The 19,956-nt window shown below is 64.8% G+C and carries 15 protein-coding genes; 5 read left to right on the forward strand and 10 right to left on the reverse strand.

Annotated elements, in window-relative coordinates:
- The first annotated feature begins 7 nt into the window (after window positions 1–7).
- Window positions 8–1,483 (forward strand): PLP-dependent aminotransferase family protein, encoded by a 1,476-nt coding sequence (locus ACEOAC_RS11585; protein ID WP_413628855.1) that lies wholly within the window; start codon window positions 8–10, stop codon window positions 1,481–1,483.
- A gap of 4 nt (window positions 1,484–1,487) precedes the next feature.
- On the opposite strand, the gene ACEOAC_RS11590 is transcribed toward ACEOAC_RS11585, so the two are convergent.
- The 6 genes from ACEOAC_RS11590 to prfB form a co-directional block, all read right to left on the reverse strand.
- The gene (locus ACEOAC_RS11590; protein ID WP_413445611.1) at window positions 1,488–1,922 is read right to left on the reverse strand and encodes a histidine kinase; all 435 of its coding nucleotides are present in this window, start codon (window positions 1,920–1,922) and stop codon (window positions 1,488–1,490) included.
- A 179-nt stretch (window positions 1,923–2,101) separates the two neighbouring features.
- The gene (locus ACEOAC_RS11595) at window positions 2,102–2,584 is read right to left on the reverse strand and encodes a DUF4118 domain-containing protein (RefSeq protein ID WP_241811690.1); all 483 of its coding nucleotides are present in this window, start codon (window positions 2,582–2,584) and stop codon (window positions 2,102–2,104) included.
- Window positions 2,585–2,736: 152 nt separating this feature from the next.
- Window positions 2,737–3,648, reverse strand: a complete 912-nt coding sequence (locus ACEOAC_RS11600; RefSeq protein ID WP_006464028.1) for an alpha/beta hydrolase — start codon at window positions 3,646–3,648, stop codon at window positions 2,737–2,739.
- Between the two features lie 440 nt (window positions 3,649–4,088).
- Window positions 4,089–4,760, reverse strand: coding sequence for a glycine zipper 2TM domain-containing protein (locus ACEOAC_RS11605; RefSeq protein WP_006464027.1), 672 nt, complete (start codon window positions 4,758–4,760; stop codon window positions 4,089–4,091).
- A gap of 341 nt (window positions 4,761–5,101) precedes the next feature.
- Complete coding sequence (lysS, locus tag ACEOAC_RS11610; RefSeq protein ID WP_006464026.1) at window positions 5,102–6,643, reverse strand: lysine--tRNA ligase; 1,542 nt, start codon at window positions 6,641–6,643, stop codon at window positions 5,102–5,104.
- A 74-nt stretch (window positions 6,644–6,717) separates the two neighbouring features.
- Window positions 6,718–7,822 (reverse strand): peptide chain release factor 2 gene (gene prfB / locus ACEOAC_RS11615; protein ID WP_102662115.1). Its coding sequence is split into 2 segments (ribosomal slippage): window positions 6,718–7,740 and window positions 7,742–7,822, totalling 1,104 coding nucleotides; the frame shifts between segments, so codons are not numbered across the junction.
- A 177-nt stretch (window positions 7,823–7,999) separates the two neighbouring features.
- Here prfB and ACEOAC_RS11620 point away from each other — a divergent pair.
- Window positions 8,000–9,955, forward strand: coding sequence for a PhoX family protein (locus tag ACEOAC_RS11620; protein ID WP_413628856.1), 1,956 nt, complete (start codon window positions 8,000–8,002; stop codon window positions 9,953–9,955).
- Window positions 9,956–10,039: 84 nt separating this feature from the next.
- Window positions 10,040–10,765, forward strand: a complete 726-nt coding sequence (locus ACEOAC_RS11625; RefSeq protein WP_413445203.1) for a hypothetical protein — start codon at window positions 10,040–10,042, stop codon at window positions 10,763–10,765.
- Here the strand turns inward: ACEOAC_RS11625 and ACEOAC_RS11630 are convergent.
- The 4 genes from ACEOAC_RS11630 to ACEOAC_RS11645 all read right to left on the reverse strand — a co-directional run bounded on the left by ACEOAC_RS11630 (window position 10,707) and on the right by ACEOAC_RS11645 (window position 17,623).
- On the reverse strand, window positions 10,707–12,392 hold the full coding sequence (locus ACEOAC_RS11630) for a diguanylate cyclase domain-containing protein (protein WP_413445202.1): 1,686 nt from the start codon (window positions 12,390–12,392) through the stop codon (window positions 10,707–10,709). The two genes, ACEOAC_RS11625 and ACEOAC_RS11630, sit on opposite strands and share 59 nt — an antisense overlap.
- A 199-nt stretch (window positions 12,393–12,591) precedes the next feature.
- Window positions 12,592–14,286 (reverse strand): single-stranded-DNA-specific exonuclease RecJ, encoded by a 1,695-nt coding sequence (recJ, locus tag ACEOAC_RS11635; RefSeq protein ID WP_413445201.1) that lies wholly within the window; start codon window positions 14,284–14,286, stop codon window positions 12,592–12,594.
- Window positions 14,283–15,362: a hypothetical protein gene (locus ACEOAC_RS11640; protein WP_413628857.1), complete on the reverse strand. Its 1,080-nt coding sequence runs from the start codon at window positions 15,360–15,362 to the stop codon at window positions 14,283–14,285. The genes recJ and ACEOAC_RS11640 overlap by 4 nt, the downstream gene beginning before the upstream one ends.
- 92 nt (window positions 15,363–15,454) lie before the next feature.
- On the reverse strand, window positions 15,455–17,623 hold the full coding sequence (locus tag ACEOAC_RS11645) for an ATP-dependent helicase (RefSeq protein ID WP_413628858.1): 2,169 nt from the start codon (window positions 17,621–17,623) through the stop codon (window positions 15,455–15,457).
- A gap of 333 nt (window positions 17,624–17,956) precedes the next feature.
- Here ACEOAC_RS11645 and ACEOAC_RS11650 point away from each other — a divergent pair, with 333 nt between their 5' ends.
- Together ACEOAC_RS11650 and lolD are read left to right on the forward strand one after the other, a co-directional pair.
- Entirely contained in the window at window positions 17,957–19,222 is a 1,266-nt protein-coding gene (locus tag ACEOAC_RS11650; RefSeq protein ID WP_006464017.1) for a lipoprotein-releasing ABC transporter permease subunit, read from the forward strand.
- Entirely contained in the window at window positions 19,215–19,925 is a 711-nt protein-coding gene (gene lolD, locus ACEOAC_RS11655; RefSeq protein ID WP_006464016.1) for a lipoprotein-releasing ABC transporter ATP-binding protein LolD, read from the forward strand. The genes ACEOAC_RS11650 and lolD overlap by 8 nt, the downstream gene beginning before the upstream one ends.
- The last annotated feature ends 31 nt before the right edge of the window (window positions 19,926–19,956 follow it).

A 19,956-nucleotide genomic window follows, 5' to 3' on the forward strand; every position in this document is an offset into this window, starting at 1 on the left:
GGCCGTGATGACTGCAATGACTGTGACGACATCTTCCGTTTCCCTGCTGAGCACGCCATTGGATTCGGATGCTGCCGCGGGCTCACGCCAGCAGCAGCTGCTGGCCCGCTTCAAGCGCGCCATCCTCGATGGACAACTGCCGCCGGGCAGTCGCCTGCCTGCCACCCGCAGCCTGTGCGCGGAGTTGCAGGTGGCGCGCAATACCGTGCTGGCGGTGTATGAACAACTGGTGGCCGAAGGCTATGCCCGCGCCGATCGCCAGGGGACCCGTGTAGCCGCGCTGGCGGGGGCGGCGACCCGGTTCGTCCAGCCATCTCGCCCGGACAGCACACGCCAGTCGCACCGCGTGTCGACCATGACGCCCACGCGCGACGCCGGGGACCGGACCCTGCCGCTCACGCCGGGTATGCCGGCGCTGAACCGTTTTCCGCTCAATGCCTGGCTGCGCGCCCAGGAGCGGGCCCTGAAGCGGGCCGGGCCGATGGCGCTGGCGTATGGCGATCCGCTGGGCGAGCCGGCCCTGCGCGAGGCCATTGCGCAATATCTGCGGGTGGCGCGGGGTGTGCGCTGCGAGGCGGCCCAGGTGGTGCTGACCGAGGGCGCGCAGGGGGCCTTGTCCTTGTGTGTGCGCTTGTTCGCCAACCCCGGCGAGCGCGCCTGGCTGGAAGACCCGGGCTATGGCGGCGTACGCGCTGCCTTCCATGCCGGCGACCTGAAGATCCGGTCGATGCCGGTCGATGGCGAGGGCATCGTCATTCCTGCGCGCGCCTGGCGCAGCCCGCCGCGATTGGTGCATGTGACGCCATCCCATCAATATCCGACCGGCGCGGTGCTGTCCTTGCAGCGCCGGCTGGAACTGATCGCCCGGGCGCGCGAGTGCGGGGCCTGGATCATCGAGGACGACTACGACAGCGAGTTCCGGCACCGCGGCCACCCGGTGCCGGCCATGCAGGGGCTGGTGCCGGATGCCCCCGTGTTGTATGTGGGCACCTTCAGCAAGACCTTGTTCCCGGGGCTGCGCATCGGTTTCCTGGTGCTGCCGCAATCGGCGGGTGCGGGGGCCTGGCCGGCACTGGCGGAGTTGCTGCGCGGTGGGCATCGGCTGGAGCAGCTGGCGTTGGCCGAATTCATGGCCGGCGGCCAGTTCGCGCGTCATCTGGGCCGCATGCGGCGGCTCTATCGCGAACGCCAGCAGGCGCTGCGCGAGGCCTTGCAGGCACATCTGCCCGGATATGAGGTATGGGGAGGCGATAGCGGTCTGCACCTGACGGTGCGCCTACCGCTGGACTGGCAGGATACCGTCGTCAGCACGGCGGCGCGGGCGGCGGGGATGAATGTGGGGGCCTTGTCTTCGTTTTCGGCACAGCCGCGCCAGGCTGCCAGCAATGGGCTGGTGATCGGGTATGGCAATACTTCTTCTGAGCAGTTTGCGCCGCTGATCCGGCGTCTGGCGCAGGTGTTGCGCCGCGCCGGCAAGGGATAGGTGATCAGAAGGGTTCTGGCTGATGCAGACGTTGCTGCACGCACTGGGTGACCAGTTCCATGTAATCGTTGGCACGTTGCGGCTTGGCGGCGTACCAGATGCGGCTGTCCTGTTCGCGGGCGAAATCGCTGGACAGGGGCGCAGCGGTAAACAAGACCAGGGGGATGTGCGCCAGCGTCTGGTAGACGCACAGCGTGCGCAGCAGCTCGTAGCCTTCGGTGCCGGGGAAGCTGCGCGGGTCCAGCAGGATCAGCGTAGGCAGGTCGCGGGCGCGGCACAGGGCTTGCGTAAGCAGGGAGGCATTGGCCAGTTCGGCATCGTCGAACCATTCGAACTGGCAGGGCAGCTGGTTGTGCCAGAGCGTGAAGCGGGCCATTTCGATGGCATCGAGGTCGGCATCGATGACGAGGATGCGGGGCAGGTGATGGGTCAGGGACATGGCGGCCTCCTTGGCGAGATGTGCTGGTATGGGCTCATCTTAGGAGGGGCCGGCGACCGTGGGTATCAGGGGCTTCCTGATGCCGGCTTGCCTGGATAGCCTGGATGCGCGAGGCCTGTGCGGGAGGACTGGCCTGAAGGTTGATCAGGCCTGGATGATCAGGTCGATGGAGCTGTCACTCAGGCCTGTTCGCTGGCGCTGCTCTCGAACTGGCGACTGTATTCGGCACGGCGCGCCTGGTCGGACTCGATCAGCAGGCGGTAGCGGGTTTCCGACACGCGCCGTTGCAGCACGGCCGCATAACGCTCGCGCTGCAGCCATTCGATGATCACCGAGGCGGTCACCACGATGATGGTGTAGACCAGGATCATGAAGACGTCCTTGTCGTTGAGGCCATCCATCGTATAGAAGGGCTTGCGGAAGAAGAACATGGCCGTGGGGATGCTGATGGCCAGCAACCCCAGCGAATACACACAGCCGAACAGGTAGCTCATGACGATGCAGTTGACGGCGAAGAACACCATCGACAGCGCCTCGTCCACAAAGGGCGCCAGTGCATAGCGCAAGCCGAAGGCCGCAACGAATCCGAACGCGCTGACATACAGCGGGCGGAAGCCTTGCGGACGCCAGCTCTTGGCGTTCTTCAATTTGATCAGGCTCATGAGGGCTTTGGCAGGGTGGTGCGTCGTGTCCATCTTCGTTTACATTGCGCGGTCGCGCAATATGCTCATGTTAAGAATCCAGTCTTTCAAAAGGCTGACCAGGCTCGTTTTTTCAAGGCAAGGTCGGCCCTGTTGTATCGGCGCAGCAGGCCCTAGTGACGGCGATCCTTGAGCGGCGAGGAATGACCCAGGTACTTGCGGCTCAGCTCGTTGCCGTGGATCTCGATGCTGCGCTTGATGAACATCACGGTCTCGTTGGTAACGATTTCGCGCTCATTGTCCACGGTGATAATGTGATAGCAATCGCCCAGCCAGATCACCTTGCGGACCTCGGCATTGATGTGTTGCAGGATCACCTCGGCATTGCGCGGGGAAGCGGTTTCGTCGTCGATGGAATGGATGATCAGGGTGTCGGTACGCACCAGCGGCAGCGATTTGCGTACGAAGGCGATCATGCGCAGCGCGGCGCGCAGGTGGCGGGCCGGGATGGAGGCGGCGCCGACGGCGGCCACGCCATCCTTTTCCAGGGCAGCGGCGACGCGGCGGCGCATTTCGTAGTTCTTGATGCCGTAGGGTTCGCTTTCCTTGTAGGACCAGTTGCGAAAGCCCATCTCATAGACCACGGTCAACAGTTTCCAGTACCAGGGCACCGACCAGCCGTCGTATTGCAGCACCGGCGAGAGCAGCACCACGGAAAGCAGGTCCTTGCTGCGGGCGGCCACCGCCAGGGCTAGCGTGGCGCCCATGGAAAGGCCGCACAGCGAGACCGTCCTGAATTCTTCCTTGAGCCGGGCCACGCGGCTTTCGACCACGGCGCACCAGGCTTCCCAGTCGGGTGAGACGCGCGGATTGGTCAGCGCGGCGGAGTAGTTGTCGATGGTCAGCGGGATGACGGTGCAGCCGGCTTTCTTGAGCTGCTTGGGGATCGAGCCCATTTCGAGCTGGGAACCGCACAGGCCATGCAGCAGGATGACCGCATGATCCTTGTGGGGACCGCCGTGGCGGTCATCGTTGCGGGCCTCGGAGACCAGCGTGCTGCTGTCGGTGGATGACTGTGAGTCCATAAATCTTCAAACGCATTCGCGCCGGTCTGGCGCGTCTTGGCGAATCGTTCGCCCCCCGTTCAATACGAGTAAGCGGGCCGACGCTTGTCGCGTTCTGTTTCCCGAGTACCAATTCCGCTGCCATCCTGGCGGTAAGTTTTTGCGGAAGTCTAACTGCCGGCGCCAAATGTTTCCAGCGTTTATCAAGAACATTCTTACTGTGCCGGCTGAGGGGAGGCAGGTCTTGCCAACCGGCAGGAATATTTCCGAATCATGACACGTTAACGTCATAACACTGCTGTTGGTGCACAACACTTGCCTTTTGGTTTACTATTATTTTCCAATGGGCAACAATAGTTGGCAAATGTACGAAGGTGCAGGTTTTTGACCGACAAGAAAAAGCCCCTCGCACCGGAGTGCGAAGGGCTGGCTGATGAGACGGAGTGATCAGGGGAGTCGGATCAGCCGCGACCTTCCAGATGGCCGTTGACCACGCGTACCTGGTCGCCGACGCGCCAGTTTTCATTGCTCTGGGGGAAGCTGCGGGTCTTGCCGTTTTCCATGCGCACGTCGACCACATAGCTGGTGGTGGCGCGCACGTTCTTTTCCACTTCATTGCCGGCATAGCCACCGCCGACCGCGCCGGCGATGGTGGCCAGGGTACGACCAGTACCGCCGCCGATCTGATTACCCAGCAGGCCGCCGACCACGGCACCACCGGCGATGCCGACGCCGCTGGTGGGGGCGGCATGGCGCACGGCGCGCACGCCGACCACTTCACCGCAGCTATTGCAGATCGCCGGGGCGCGCTGTACTGCGGGCGCTGCAGCCTGGGTCGGATAGGCCGATTGCTGCGGTTGATAGGACGGGGCGCGCTGGGCTTGCTGCTGTGCGGTCAGGGCATTGGCGGGTGCGCCGGGGGCTTGCGCATTCTGATCCAGCGCCGCCAGTTGCTGCGGGGAATTCTCGCTCTTGGAGTTGGGCAGCAGGCCGGTCATGGCGGCCACGCCGATGAGGCTGACCAGGATCACGGCCACGGCGGCGCCAGCCATCAGCGGATGCAGGCGGCCGGAGGATGTCTTGGCGACGGCGTTGTTGCCGGTATTCAGGGGTTGTGTGTTGTTGGTTTCCATGATGACCTCTCTAGTTGTTCTGTTGTCGTTGAAGATTGGATGACTGTATTATGGAGTGGTCATCGGCCAAAAAAAATCCCGATTCTGTGTCAGTTGTAAAAACTTGTAATGTGGCAAAAACGGCCCGGGAGGCGGGTTTGCGGGATGACAACAGTCTTTGCGCCACGCAGGAGCGCAGCGGAAAGGGAAGATGGGCGCGGGGAGGGGAGCAAGCCAGGGGAGTGCGGCAGCAGCAGGCGGGCAGGATGCCTGTGAGGCAGAAATGGAAAGGGGACGGCGATGTCGCCGTCCCCTGGACGTCAATGCGGGGCTGTCAGCCTACAGGCTTCAATCCTCGGCGATCAGTCTTCGCGACGCAGGTGCGGGAACAGGATCACGTCACGGATATTGGGCGAATCTGTGATCAGCATCATCAGACGGTCAATGCCGATGCCGCAGCCACCGGCCGGGGGCATGCCGTATTCCAGGGCGCGGATGTAGTCGGCGTCGTAGTACATGGCTTCCTCGTCGCCGGCATCCTTGGCGGCCACCTGGGCCTGGAAGCGGGCGGCCTGGTCTTCGGCGTCGTTCAACTCGGAAAAACCGTTCGCAATTTCACGGCCGGTGATGAACAGTTCGAAGCGCTCGGTAATGCCGGCCACCGTGTCCGATGCGCGCGCCAGCGGCGAGACTTCGACCGGGTAGTCGATGATGTAGGTCGGGTTCCACAGCTGCGACTCGGCGGTCTCTTCGAACAGCGCCAGTTGCAGAGCGCCGATGCCGGCGCCGGCCAGCGGGGCCTGGTCGGTCTTGACGCCGAACTTCTTCAGTTCGGTGCGCAGGAACTCGATGTCGGCCAGTTGCTCGGCGGTGTAGTTGGGGGCGTACTTGAGGATGGCGCCGGTGATGGTCAGGCGGTCGAAGGGCTTGGACAGGTCCAGCTCGCGGCCCTGGTAGGTCAGCACGGCGGTGCCGTGGGCATCGATGGCGGCCTGGCGGATCACCTGTTCGGTGAAGCCCATCAGCCACTGGTAATCCACGTAGGCGGCGTAGAACTCCATCATCGTGAATTCAGGGTTGTGACGCGGCGAGACGCCTTCATTGCGGAAGTTGCGGTTGATCTCGAAGACGCGCTCGAAACCGCCCACCACCAGGCGCTTCAAGTACAGCTCGGGGGCGATGCGCATGAACATCTGCATGTCCAGCGCGTTGTGGTGGGTGATGAAGGGCTTGGCCGCGGCGCCGCCCGGGATCGGGTGCAGCATCGGAGTTTCCACTTCCATGAAACCGTTGGTTTCCATGAAGCGGCGGATCGACGACATCGCGGCAGTACGGGCCTTGAAGGTACGGCGGGTCTCCTCGCTCATGATCAGGTCGACGTAGCGCTGGCGGTACTTCATTTCCTGGTCGGCCAAGCCGTGGAACTTGTCGGGCAGCGGGCGCAGCGACTTGGTGATCAGCTTCAACTTGGTCACCTTCACCGACAGTTCACCGGTCTTGGTCTTGAACAGCGTGCCTTCGGCACCCAGGATGTCGCCCAGGTCGTAGTGCTTGAAGGCGGACATGGCTTCTTCGCCGGTGACGTCACGGGTCACGTAGAGCTGGATGCGGCCATCGGCGCGCAGGCCAGAGGCATCCTGCAGGGTGGCGAAGGCCGCCTTGCCCATGACCCGCTTCAACATCATGCGGCCGGCCACGGTGACGGTCACCGGTTCGGCTTCCAGCGCTTCGTTCTCGAAGCCGTCGTATTGCGCGTGCAGGTCCGCGGCATTGTTGGCCGGGCGGAAATCGTTGGGGAAGGCGATACCCTGCTCGCGGATGGCGGCCAGCTTGGCGCGGCGCTCGGCGATGATGCTGTTCTCGTCGGCTGCCGGCTGGGCGGCGGGGGTGTTTTGCGTGGTCATGGTTGGAATTCTTGAGGTTTGAACGGTAGGTCAGTCAGCAACCGGCCGCGCAAGGACTGCGCGGCCGGCGTGGATCAGACGCCCTGTTTCAGCGAGGCTGCGATGAAGTCGTCGATGTCGCCATCTAGCACGGCCTTGGTGTTGCCGGTTTCGAAGTTGGTGCGCAGGTCCTTGATGCGGGACTGGTCCAGCACATAGGAACGGATCTGGTGGCCCCACCCGACGTCGGTCTTGGAGTCTTCCAGCTTCTGCTGCTCGCTCATGCGCTTGCGCAGTTCCAGTTCGAACAGCTTGGCGCGCAGCATGTCCCAGGCTTCGGCACGGTTGCGGTGCTGGCTGCGGTCGTTCTGGCATTGCACGACGATGCCCGACGGGGCGTGCGTCAGGCGCACGGCGGAGTCGGTCTTGTTGATGTGCTGACCACCGGCGCCGGAGGCGCGGTAGGTATCGACGCGCACGTCGGCCGGGTTGATCTCGATCTCGAAGGATTCATCCACCTCAGGGTAGACGAAGAGGCTGGAGAACGAGGTGTGGCGGCCATTGGACGAGTCGAACGGCGACTTGCGCACCAGGCGGTGCACGCCGGTCTCGGTACGCAGGAAGCCATAGGCATAGTCGCCCTCGACCTTGATGGTGGCGGTCTTGATGCCGGCCACTTCACCGTCGGACTGTTCCATGATCTCGGCCTTGAAGCCCTTGCGCTCGCAATAGCGCAGATACTGGCGCAACAGCATGGAGGCCCAGTCCTGGGCTTCGGTACCGCCGGCGCCGGCCTGGATGTCGATGAAGCAGTTGTTGGCGTCCATGGGGCCGCTGAACATGCGGCGGAATTCCATCTCTTCCACCAGCTTCTTCAGGTTCTCGGCATCGGCCTCGATGGCGACGATGGTGTCCTCGTCCTTTTCCTCGCGCGCCATCTCGAAGAGGTCGCGGGCATCGTTCAACTCGCTGTCGATCTTGATGAGAGTGTGGACGATCGCTTCCAGCGATTTCTTTTCCTTGCCGAGGTCCTGGGCCCGCTTCTGGTCGTTCCAGACGTTGGGGTCTTCCAGTTCGGCGTTGACTTGCTCGAGTTTCTCCGACTTCACATCGAAGTCAAAGATACCTCCGTAGCTCGGTGGCGCGGGTGGCCAGGTCGTCGAGCAGGGATTGGAGGGAATTGAGGCGTTCTGCTTCCATGATGGGTTCTTTTGCGATCAAACCTCACATTATACAAGAGGAGCAAGCGAGTTTCATCCCCGTCACGCGCCTGTCATTTTCGCTCGCTACCATCGGCGCGCTTGTTTTACTGACAAAAACCTGACGGTGGCGCACGGCGCTGCCCGATACCTGCCAGCCCCTACCGGAGAATCTTCGATGAGACAGCCTGCCGCCACGTCCCTCCCTTCCACCGTCGACCAGCCGCAAGCCGGTCGCCGCAGCCTGTTGAAGGCCATGACAGCCGCGCCGCTGCTGCCGCTGGCCGGTGGCCTGTCGGCCTCGGCCCTGCTGGCGGCCTGCGCCACGCCCGGTGCCGGCAAGCCCTTCGCCTCGGCGCGTTTTACCGGCATGCCGGCACCCACCCTGGACAATCCGGCCGCCATGGCTTCCACCACCGTCGGTTCGGCCCTGGAAGTCAGCTTCGCCGATGGCAGCAAGCAAAGCTACAAGCTGGCCTACCAGCCCTTCTTCATGACCGGCGACATGGTGCCGGACGGCCGTGGCGGCAGCATCCTGGCCGGCGGTTATCTGGACATCAACAACCAGCCCATCATCGACCGCTCGGTGGCGGGCCGTGAGCGCCAGTTCTTCTCGGACTGCCCGGACGGCTCGTCGCTGCTGACCGTGCAGGGTGCCAAGGTGCCTGGCGTGAAGGGCAATGCGGTGTTTGCCGTGGTGCAATTCGAATACACCACCCGCGACCAGAAGCAGGCTGCCATGTATGGCCAGTTGCCTTCGCCCATCGCCGTGCTCACGCTGGACCAGGACCCGTCCTCGGGCAAGCTGTCGCTGGTGCAATACCACAACGTCGACACCTCCCAGGTCAATGGCCTGTGGATCACCTGCGGCGCCAGCCTGTCGCCCTGGAATACGCACCTGTCGTCGGAAGAATATGAACCGGACGCATCGGCCATTGCCTCCAACCCGCAATTCAAGGCCTTCAGCAAGAATCTGTACGGTGATGAAAACCGCGCCAATCCCTACCACTACGGCCATCTGCCGGAAGTGACGGTCAACCCCGACGGCACCGGTTCCATCAAGAAACACTACTGCCTGGGGCGCATCTCGCACGAACTGGTGCAGGTCATGCCGGACCAGCGCACCGTCCTGATGGGCGACGATGCCACCAATGGCGGTCTGTTCATGTTCATCGCCGATCGCGCCGCCGACCTGTCCTCCGGTACGCTCTATGTGGCGCGCTGGGAGCAGGTCTCGGGTGTCGGTCCGGGTGCCGGCAAGCTGTCCTGGGTACGCCTGGGCAGCGCCACCAGCGCCGAAGTCAAGGCCATGGCGGAGCGCTACAAGGCTTCCGACATCATGGATATCCGCACCACCGATCCGGCTGATGGCTCCTTCTCCAGGATTCCCTTCAACGGCAAGTTCAACTGGGTGCGCGTCAAGCCGGGCATGCAGAAGGCTGCCGCCTTCCTGGAAACCCACCGCTACGCCGCCCTGGCCGGTGGCAGCCTGGGGTTCACCAAGATGGAAGGCACCACCGTCAATGCCCGCGACAAGATCGCCTATTCGGCCATGTCCTATGTCCAGACCTCGATGCTCAATGGCTCCGGCCACATCAAGGTCGAAGGCCCCAAGGCCGGCGCCGTGTATGCGCTGAACCTGCGCGGCGGCCAGCGCGATGCCGGCGGCAATGTGATCGACAGCGAATGGGTGGCCATCGACATGGCCCCGCCGGCGGCGCTGGTGGGCGTGGACCTGAAGACCCCGGATGCCCTGGGCAACCTGGCCGATCAGGAACACATCGCCAATCCGGACAACATCAAGTTCTCCGAGAAGCTGCGCACGCTCTTCATCGGCGAAGACAGCGGCATGCACGTCAACAACTTCCTGTGGGCCTACAACGTCGATACCAAGGCGCTCACCCGCGTGTTGTCCTGCCCGGCTGGGGCCGAATCGACCGGCCTGCATGCGGTCGATGAAATCAATGGCTGGACCTATGTCATGAGCAACTTCCAGCACGCCGGTGACTGGGAGAAGGGCTTGCACGACAAGGTCAAGGACAAGCTCGATGCGCTGGTGCGGGCCAACTACAAGGACCGCTTCGGCGCCACTGTCGGTTACTTGACCGGTCTGCCGTACTCGGCCAGGAGCTGAGGCGGGGTCCGCCGTCGCGGCGGGCCGGCACGGAACGCAATCTGCTAGGATCGGTCCTACCAGCTCGTTTCGTCCTGCCCGCCGATGACAAGAACAACGCTGCTTCCCCTGCTGCTTCCCTGTGCCGCCTTGCTGGCGGCCTGCGCCAGCTCTCCCGCGCCGCACGGCCAGGTCAAGGGGGCCGAGGCCAGCTCGCGCGAGATGGGCCAGTCCGACAGCAATCGCGTGGCCACCCTGGCCATGCGCGCCAATCTGGATAGCCTGTATCTGCTGATGTCCAAGCTGTATCGGCGCAATCCGGCCGAATGGAAGAAGACCGCGGCCACCCGGGAAGAGGCCGAAAAGAAGGTGCGCGACGCCATCGAACAGCGCCAGCCCTGGCCGGAACTGCAGGGCAAGCGCGACATCGCTGCCATGACGCTGGCCTTGGCGCCGGACTTCAAGGGGGATAGGGTGGCGGCCTTCATCGATGCCACCGCTGACATGATCATCGTCGCCCATGGCAACAAGATCGAGTTCTTCCTGGTCGACGGGCTGGATGCCCAGCATCTCTACAACGCCGCCCGCAACGTCGAAATCGCCGCCTGGGTGCTGGCCAGCCGGCGCAACGCTAGCGGTGCGCCGTTGCTGCTCTCCGACGAAATCGGCGGGGAAGTGCGCAACCTCAGTTTCGAGCGGGAGTTCGGCAAGATCGTCGGGCGCCTGGACCTGATGGCCGAATTCAGCACCGAGCGTTACCGCCGGGCCGGCATCAGCTATGTGCAGAACCTGCTGGGCGGGTCGTTCCTGCAGTTCCTCCCGGTGCGCTGAGGTCCGTCTCCGGGCCGATCGCGCGCGCCGGCGCGATCACGTAGCAGCCGCGCCCATTGCCCTTGGCGGCATACATGGCCTTGTCGGCGGCCTGCAGCAGGCTGTCGGCGTCGCAACTGCCGTCGCAGACCGCGATCCCTACCGATACGCCGAGCCGGTACTCGCCCTGCGCCAGGTGCAGCGGTTCGGAGACTGCCTTGATGCACTTTTCGGCCAGCACCTGCGCGCCATGTTCATACGGCTCGCCGAGATCGGTGATCAGCAGCACGAATTCATCGCCCCCCACCCGCGCCAGCGTATCGCCGTGCCTTGCCACCTGGTGCAGGCGCCGGGTGACCTCCTGCAGCACCAGGTCGCCGGCCTTGTGGCCGAGGGTGTCGTTGATCGGTTTGAAGCCGTCCAGATCCAGGAACAGCAGGGCCACGCCGTTGCGTTCGCGGCAGGCATGGGTGAGCGCGGCTTCCATGCGCTCGGCCAGCATCATGCGGTTGGGCAAGCCAGTGAGTACATCGTGGTGGGCCTGATGCTGCAGTTCGGCCTGGTGCAGCTTGAGCCGCGAGAGCAGGCCGTTGAAGGCCATGGTCAGGTGGCCTACCTCATCGCGCCGTTCGACCGGCAGCGGCGACAGTGGCAGCTCGCCGCGCGTCATGCGATCGGCCAGGGCGGCGGCCCGTCGCAGCGGGCGGAAGAACCACAGGTAAGCCAGCACCAGCAGCAACACGACCATGACCCCCTGTATCACGCCACCGCGTGCAATCAGGGCGCGGGTGCGCTCTACCGTGGGCAAGGCTGCGGCCAGCGGCATGGTCACCGCCACCAGCCAGGGCGTGCCCGGCACCGAGGCAAAGGCCTTGATCTCGTTGACACCATTGGCCGCGATGCCCACGCCATTGCCCCGGTAGCCCGCCAGGGCCTGGTCCATCAATTCGTCCCGGCCGGCCGACGGCAGCTGAGTCAATACCAGGGCCTCGTCGCTGGAGGCGATGATCATCCTCTGCTGCGGCGACACCAGCAGGAAACTGCCGGTCGGTCCCAGCCGTGCCTGTTGCAGATGGTCCAGGAAGCCCGGTGCATTGAGTTCGCTGCTACCGCCCAGCACGCCCACGATGCGGCCGCTGGCCTCGCGCAGCGGCGTGAGAATGGCGATGATGGGTTTGCCGCTGGCAGGGCTGTTCAGGGGCGGACACAGAACGGTCGCACCCTGCAGCACGCGCTCGTAATCGGGGTAGTTGGTCAGGGATAGCGCGCGCCGGCCATCCAGGGTCGGGTAGTCGACCACGATGGTGCCATTGCCGTCGGCCACGAACAGGCCCTGTGCGAACAGCGGAAGCAGTTGCTGGTGATCCTGCAGCCAGCTGCGCATGGCGGCGCGGTCGCCCAACAGTGCGCTGGGAAAGTGGCTGGCCAGGCGTTCCAGATAGCTGGCACGTTCCTGCACGCGATAACCGATGTCCTGCGCCAGGTAGCTGGCAATGGTGCTTTGCTGGTCGGCGGCGACCTGGGCCTGCTCCTTTTCGAGGAAGCCGATCAGGATGTTGTAGCGCAAGACCGCACTCACCAGAATCAGCAAGAGTCCGAACAGGGTGAGACGGGTCACCAGGCTGCAGTGAATGCGCTTGATCATCATCGGGTTGGTCTTGTTGTTATTGTCTGGAGCGGTCTCTAGCTGCCTTCAGTTTGGCAGGCTGAAAGTCGCTCCAAGCCAACATTGTGCCACTGCAACGCCACAATGTTGGCTTTTTTTTGTCCCCTTCTTGATGTCCTGTTTCCCTGCTGCAATCCTTGCGGGGCAAGGCTTTGCGCCCATTGGGGCAGGGGCGAGACGATCAGGCTGGCTCGGCGTGTTCGACCATCAGTTGCACGGTGGTCTTGCCGTTGTACTCGTTTGCATCCAGCCGGAACGCCACCTGGGCGTGGTCGGGCAAAGCGTCGGTGTGGCCGAACCAGATGGCGTCGTACTTGCGGCCGTTTTTCTCCAGTTGCAGCTTGAGGTGCTTCTCCTTGAGGATGCGTTGGTTGAGCACCCGGAAGTGATCGCAGAAGACCGGTGGCGCAAAGCCCTGGCCCCAGACCTGCTGGTCCATCAGGCTGATGAATTCCACCGAATAATAGGCATCCTCCAGCACGCCATCGGTCTCGATGACACGCTCCAGCTGGTTCTGCGTGAGCCAGTCGCGGCCCACGGCCTCGAAGGCGTCGGCAAAGGCGTCGAAGGCCTCGGCATGGATGGTCAGGCCGGCCGCCATGGCGTGGCCGCCGAACTTGGTCATCACCGAAGGTGCGTGCTTGGACACCAGGTCCAGCGCGTCGCGCAGGTGGAAGCCCGCAATCGACCGGCCTGAGCCCTTGATGAAACCTTCGTCGCCGGGCGCGAAGGTGATAGTGGGACGATAGAACTTGTCCTTCAGGCGCGAGGCCACGATGCCGATCACGCCCTGGTGCCAGGAGGCATCGAAGACGGCAATGGTGCGGCGATCGGCCGGGTTGAAGTCGTCCAGCAGCAAGAGGGCGGTGTCCTGCATGCCGGCTTCGATGTCGCGCCGCTCGCGGTTGATGGCGTCCAGTTGCTGGGCGATCGCCCAGGCCCGGCCTTCGTCGTCGGTGGTCAGGCATTCGATGCCCAGTGCCATGTCGGCCAGGCGACCTGCCGCATTCAGGCGCGGCCCCACGGCAAAGCCCAGGTCGAAGGGGGTGGCGCGGCGGGCTTCGCGCCCGGCCGCACGAAACAGTGCGGCTATGCCCGGATGCATCTTGCCGCTGCGCATGCGCTTCAAGCCCTGGGCCACCAGGATGCGGTTGTTGGCGTCCAGCTTGACCACGTCGGCCACCGTGCCCAGGGCCACCAGGTCCAGCAGGGTGTCCAGGCGCGGCTGGGTCTGGGCATCGAAGAGCCCACGCTTGCGCATCTCGGCGCGCAGCGCCAGCAGCACATAGAACATCACGCCCACGCCAGCCAGGTTCTTGCTGGGGAAGCCGCATTGCGGCTGGTTCGGATTGACGATCACGCGCGCCTCCGGCAGGGCATCGCCGGGCAGGTGGTGATCGGTCACCACCACGTCGATGCCGCGCCGCTTGGCCTCGGCCACGCCGTCGATGCTGGCGATGCCGTTGTCGACGGTGACGATGATGTCGGGGTTTTTTTCGCGCACCGTCAGTTCGACGATTTCGGGGGTGAGCCCGTAACCGTATTCGAAGCGATTGGGCACGATGTAATCCACCTGCGCGCCCAGCAGGCGCAGCCCGCGCAGGCCGACCGCGCAAGCAGTGGCGCCGTCGCAGTCATAGTCGGCCACGATGACCAGCTTCTTGCCGGCGGCAATGGCGTCGGCCAGGTAGCTGGCGGCAGCGTCGATGTGGAGCAGGCCGGCGGGCGGGAACAGCGCATTGAGTTCGCTGGCCAGTTCGCGCGCGGTGGACAGGCCGCGTGCCGCATAGACCCGCGCCAGGACCGGGTGGACGCCTTCGGCGATGAGTTGGTCGGCCTGGCCGGGATGATAGGGGCGGGTGGCGACGCGGATCATGCGCAACGCTCCGCCAGCAGCGCCAGCGAGGGCTTGCGCCAGAAGCGCCGCAAGGCGCCACAGGTGACGGCAACCTCGACCAGGCGGTCAGACCCGGTCAGGACCAGGTTGACGGCCCCCAGCGTATCGGCCCGCAGCGCCACCAGCAGCGGCGCCAGCCATTCGCGGTCCAGGTGTTCCAGGTGCTGCAGCCACAGGCCCCATTCCTCGGCCAGGGCCGCTTCGACCAGGGCATCCAGTACCAGCAGGCGGTGTCCGTCCCCCCGCAGGATGTCGTTCACCTGGCTCGCATTGGTATGGGCATGCGCATTGGCATGGGCCTGGTCGGCCTGCGCGCCATCGCCGAAGGCGCGCATCCAGCCGCGCAGGCCGAAGCGGGCGCCATAGCTATGCTGCACGCTGGCACCGGCATCGGCGCCGCCCCAGATCCAGATGGAGTTGATGGCTTTCTGGCCACGCATTTCGCGTTGCTCGTTGAGTGCCTCGGCGAACCACTGCATCTGCACTTCGTTCTGCAGCTTGCGCCAGGCCAGTTCACCCGGGCCTTCCGGCATCCAGATGTCGACATTGCGGCCGCTGGCGGCGCTCGGTGTAGAGGTGCGCAGGCCAGCCCAGGCGTCGGCGCGGATGAACCAGGTGCGGGCGTCGCCATACACCAGTTCATGGCCGATCTCGGTAAACAGCGGCAGGGCGGCGGCGAACAGGCGTTGCGATTCTTCCTCTTCCAGCTGCAGCTGGCCGATGTCGGTCAGCACCAGGTGGTCGCGGGCCACGTGGATGTGCGCCGGGTGCAGTACGAACCAGTGACCGGCGGCCGGTGCGTGGCCCAGGCCCTGCATCAATGCGGCGGCGGCACCGGGGCTGGAATCCTGCGGGGCCGGCGGCAAGCCGAAGCGGCAGGCCAGCCAGTGCTCATGCGGCAGCGCCCGCGAAAACGGGTCGTGCGACTGCAGCGGTGTCGCCTTGCCACGGCCCAGCAGCATGGACAGGGAGGGGGCCTTGCTCTGGCGCAGCAGGTCGCGGGCCAGCTCGGCCGGGGGCAGGGCGAAGGGAACGAGGATGTCGAGTTGATTCATGGGGCGCTATTTTAGCGGCTGGCGGGCCGCTTGGCCTGGGCGTCCCCTGCACAAAGCTTCACTTATGTGACTGAAGGCCTTTAAAAAACCGCTCAAGACTTGTTCCAGGCCTGTTTGGCGCGCTGGCGCACCAGCATGCGCACGCTTTCGGGCATGGGGGTGCGGGCGCCATTGGTCTCGGCCGACAGCCACAGGCTGTCCTCGAAATGGGGCAGCATGCGCGGGGTGATGAAGCGGCTGCGGATGGCGTTCACGTGGCGGTCGCCCTGGGCCGTCTGCTGGGTGATGTAGAAGCGTTGCGGCACGATCAGGTGCAGATATTCCTTGGCCCGGGTCATGGCCACATAGAGCAGGCGGCGCTCTTCGGCGATCTCGGCCTCGCTGCCGGTGGCCAGGTCGGAGGGGATGCAGCCGTCCACCACGTTCAGCACATGCACCGAACGCCATTCCTGGCCCTTGGCGGAGTGGATGGTGGAGAGCGTCAGGTAATCCTCATCCCGATAGGGAGGCGCCGAAAAGTCGCTGCTGGATTCGGGCGGATCCAGCGTCAGCTCGGTGAGGAATTTCTCGCGCGAGGCATAGCCCCGGGCCAGCGCGGCCAGTTGCTCGATGTCGGCGGCGCGGGCGTCAGCGTCCTCGTAGCGTTGTTCCAGCTGCGGCAGGTACCAGTCGCGGGCGGCGTTGATGTCGGTCGGCCAGGCCGCGCTGGCGCGCCGCATCAGGGCATAGGTATCGGCGAAGGCCTGCCACTGCAGGGCGATATTGGCCGGGGCGCCGAAGTTAAGCAGGGCATCGGCCGGGTCGGCGGCGCCGGCCATCAGGTCCAGCACCTTGCGGGCGGTGGCCGGGCCGACCCCGGGAATCAGTTGCAGGGCACGCAGGCCGGCCATCCGCCCGCTGGGGTTGTGGGCCAGCCGCAGCAGGGACAGCAGGTCCTTGATATGGGTGCTCTCCAGGAACTTGAGCCCGCCGAACTTCACGAAGGGGATGTCGCGGCGGACCAGTTCCAGCTCCAGCGCGGCGCTGTGGGTGGCGGTGCGGAACAGCACTGCCTGGGACTTGAGCGTCAGCCCTTCTTCGCGATGCGCCAGGATGCGGTTGGCGACCCAGCGCGCCTGTTCGGCTTCATCGGGGATGACCACCAGCTGCGGTTTCTGCGAGGAGGGTTTGTCACTCCACAGGTTCTTGAAGTGACGCTCAGGGGCATCGGCGATGACCGCATTGGACGCCTGCAGGATAGGCTGGGTGGAGCGGTAGTTCTGTTCCAGCGTCAGCAGCCGCGCCGGCTGGGTGAACAGCGAGGGCAGGTCGAGGATGTTGCGCACCGTGGCGCCGCGGAAGGAATAGATCGATTGGGCGTCGTCGCCGACGGCGGTCACACCGGCGCCATCGGGCTTCATGCGCTGCAGGATCTCGGCCTGCAGGCGGTTGGTGTCCTGGTATTCATCGACCAGCACGTGGTCGAAGCGGGCGCTGACGGACTGCGCGATTTCCGGGTCGGACAGCATATCGGCCCAGAACAGCAGCAGGTCGTCGTAATCCAGTACGTGCTGGGCTTCCTTGGCATCCACGTAGCGGGCGAAGAGTTCACCCAGTGGCCGCTCCCACTCGCGGCACCAGGGGAAATGGACCTGCAGCACCTGGGCCAGGTCCTGGCGGGTGTTGACGGCGCGCGAATAGATCGCCAGGCAGGTGGCCTTGAGCGGGAAGCGCTTGTCGGTGGAAGACAGGCCCATCTCGTGGCGCAGCAGGCCCATCAGGTCTTCCGAGTCACCGCGATCCTGGATGGTGAAGTCGTCTTCCAGGCCGATCACGCTGGCGTAGTCGCGCAGCAGGCGCGCGCCGATGGCGTGGAAGGTGCCGGACCAGGGCAGTTGCGGCGGGGCATCGCCAGCGGCCAGGCCCAGTACCTGGCGGATCACCTGGCCCACGCGGCGGCCCATGTCGCCGGCCGCGCGGCGCGAAAAGGTCAGCAGCAGGATGCGTTGCGGATCGGCGCCCTCCAGCACCAGCCGCGCTACCCGGTGCGCCAGGGTATTGGTCTTGCCCGAACCGGCGCCGGCCACGATCAACAGTGGCGTCTGCTGCGCCGGCGGCAGGCCGCTGCCATGCTCGACGGCGGCGCGCTGTTCGGCGTTGAGGCGGGCGAAGGGATCGCGCTCCTGCGCAGCGTCGTCGGCAGCGGCGCTCGGGTGGGCGGTCTGGGAGTGGGTGGGCGCGGAGGCCGGCGCCGGCGCTTCTCGGGTGAGATCTGGCAGCATGGGTGAGGGGCAGTTCAGGTGGAGACCGTGCAGGGCGGCCTTTAAAGGGCGGGCACAGGTGGATACTGTATATATAACCAGTTCATGATGCAACAGCCGGCGTGCAATGGAGATGAAACAGTTTGCACAGCAAGCCGCGAACCTCTGCCGTAGAAGTGAATCTATAGCCTGCACGCGGGAACGTGCGCAAGTGAAGGACTGGGGCCAGGGATGGGCCGGCTGTCCATTCTGTGGCAAACTTCGCGCTTTGTCTTCGCCCGTGTTGGCGTGCGGCGGGTCCGGTTTCGACGGGATTTCGCCGGCACATTTTGCAGGCCCTCTCCCGGAGCAATTTTGAGTCTGATTAAAAACCTGCCGTTCGAATGGCTGGTCGGCATCCGCTACACGCGGGCCGGCAAGCGCAGCGGTCGCAACAGTTTCATTTCCTTTATTTCCCTCATTTCCATGGCCGGCATCGGCCTGGGCGTGGCCGCGCTGATCGTGGTGCTGTCGGTGATGAACGGTTTCCAGAAGGAAGTCCGTGACCGCATGCTCTCGGTGCTGGCGCATATCGAGGTGTTCGACGCCTCCGGCTCCATGAAGGACTGGCAGAGCGTGGCCAAGCAGACCTTCCAGAACAAGGAAGTGCTGGGTGCGGCGCCCTATGTGTCCGGCCAGGCCATGATGACGCGCGACGACAACCTACGCGGCGTGCTGGTGCGTGGCGTGCTGCCGGAAGAAGAGCCCAAGGTCTCGGACGTGGCACGCCAGATCAAGCAGGGCAGCTTCGATTCCCTGAAACCGGGGGCATTCGACATTGTCCTCGGCAGCGAGCTGGCGCGCGGCATGCGCGTCGGGCTGGGCGACAAGATCACCGTGATCGTGCCGCAAGGGCAGGTGACCCCGGCCGGAGTGCTGCCGCGCCTGAAGCAGTTCACCGTGACCGGCATCTTCGAGGCCGGCCATTACGAGTTCGATTCCTCGCTGGCCTTCATCCACTTGCAGGACGCCGAGACCCTGTTCCGCATGGATGCGCCCACCGGGGTGCGCCTGCGCATCCGCGACATGTTGCAGGCGCCGGAGGTGACCCAGGAGCTGGCGCGCACCCTCAGCGGTGACCTCTACCTGCGCGACTGGTCGCAGCAGAACAGCAACTGGTTCGCCGCCGTCAAGACCGAGAAACGCATGATGTTCATCATCCTCACCCTGATCATTGCGGTGGCGGCCTTCAATCTGGTCTCCACGCTGGTGATGACGGTCACCGACAAGCAGGCCGACATCGCCATCCTGCGCACGCTGGGGGCGTCGCCCGGTTCCATCATGAAGATCTTCGTGATCCAGGGCGCGCTGGTGGGCCTGATCGGGACCGCTGCCGGCATCGCCCTGGGGGTGGCGGTGGCACTGAACATCGATGTGCTGGTACCGGCCATCGAGCACGCCTTCCATGTGCAGTTCCTGCCCAAGAGTATCTATGTGATTTCCGAATTGCCCTCCGACCTCATCTGGTCGGACGTCTATATCATCGGCGGCGTGGCCGTGGTACTGGCTTTCCTGGCCACGCTGTACCCGAGCTGGTCGGCAGCCCGCGTCAAACCGGCGGAGGCGCTGCGCTATGAATGATTCCATCCTGAACCGCCAGGCCGTGCTGTCTGCACGCGGCCTGGGCAAGACCTTCACCCAGGGAAAGTATTCGGTGAAGGTGCTGGGCAATGTGGATATCGATGTCTACCACGGCGAGCAGGTCGCCATCGTCGGCGCTTCCGGCTCCGGCAAGTCGACCCTGCTGCACCTGCTGGGCGGGCTCGATACCCCCAGCGCCGGTACCGTCAGCCTGCAGGGCAAGGACTTTGCCAGCCTGGGCGAGAGCGAGCGCGGAGCGCTGCGCAACCAGTCGCTGGGCTTTGTCTACCAGTTCCACCACCTGCTGCCGGAATTCTCGGCGCTGGACAACGTGGCCATGCCGCTGATGATCCGCCGCGTCAAGCGCGCCCAGGCGCAGGAGCAAGCCCGCGAGATGCTGGAGAAGGTGGGCCTGGCCCAGCGCGTGACCCACGTGCCGGGCGAGCTCTCGGGTGGCGAGCGTCAGCGCGTGGCGCTGGCGCGCGCGCTGGTCACGCGACCGGCCTGCGTGCTGGCCGATGAGCCGACCGGCAACCTGGACCGCAGCACGGCCGACCGCACCTTCGAACTGATGATCGAACTCTCGCGCACGCTGGGCACGGCCTTCGTCATCGTCACCCACGACGGCGAACTGGCCGGTCGCTGCGGGCGCGTGCTGCGCCTGTCGGAGTTGGGTCTGCGTGCGGTGACGCAGCAGGGCTGACGCAATCCGGGTAAGCTTGCAGTTTTCCGCC

Origin of the sequence: Herbaspirillum frisingense (assembly GCF_047325095.1) — a bacterium.
GTDB lineage: Bacteria > Pseudomonadota > Gammaproteobacteria > Burkholderiales > Burkholderiaceae_D > Herbaspirillum > Herbaspirillum frisingense.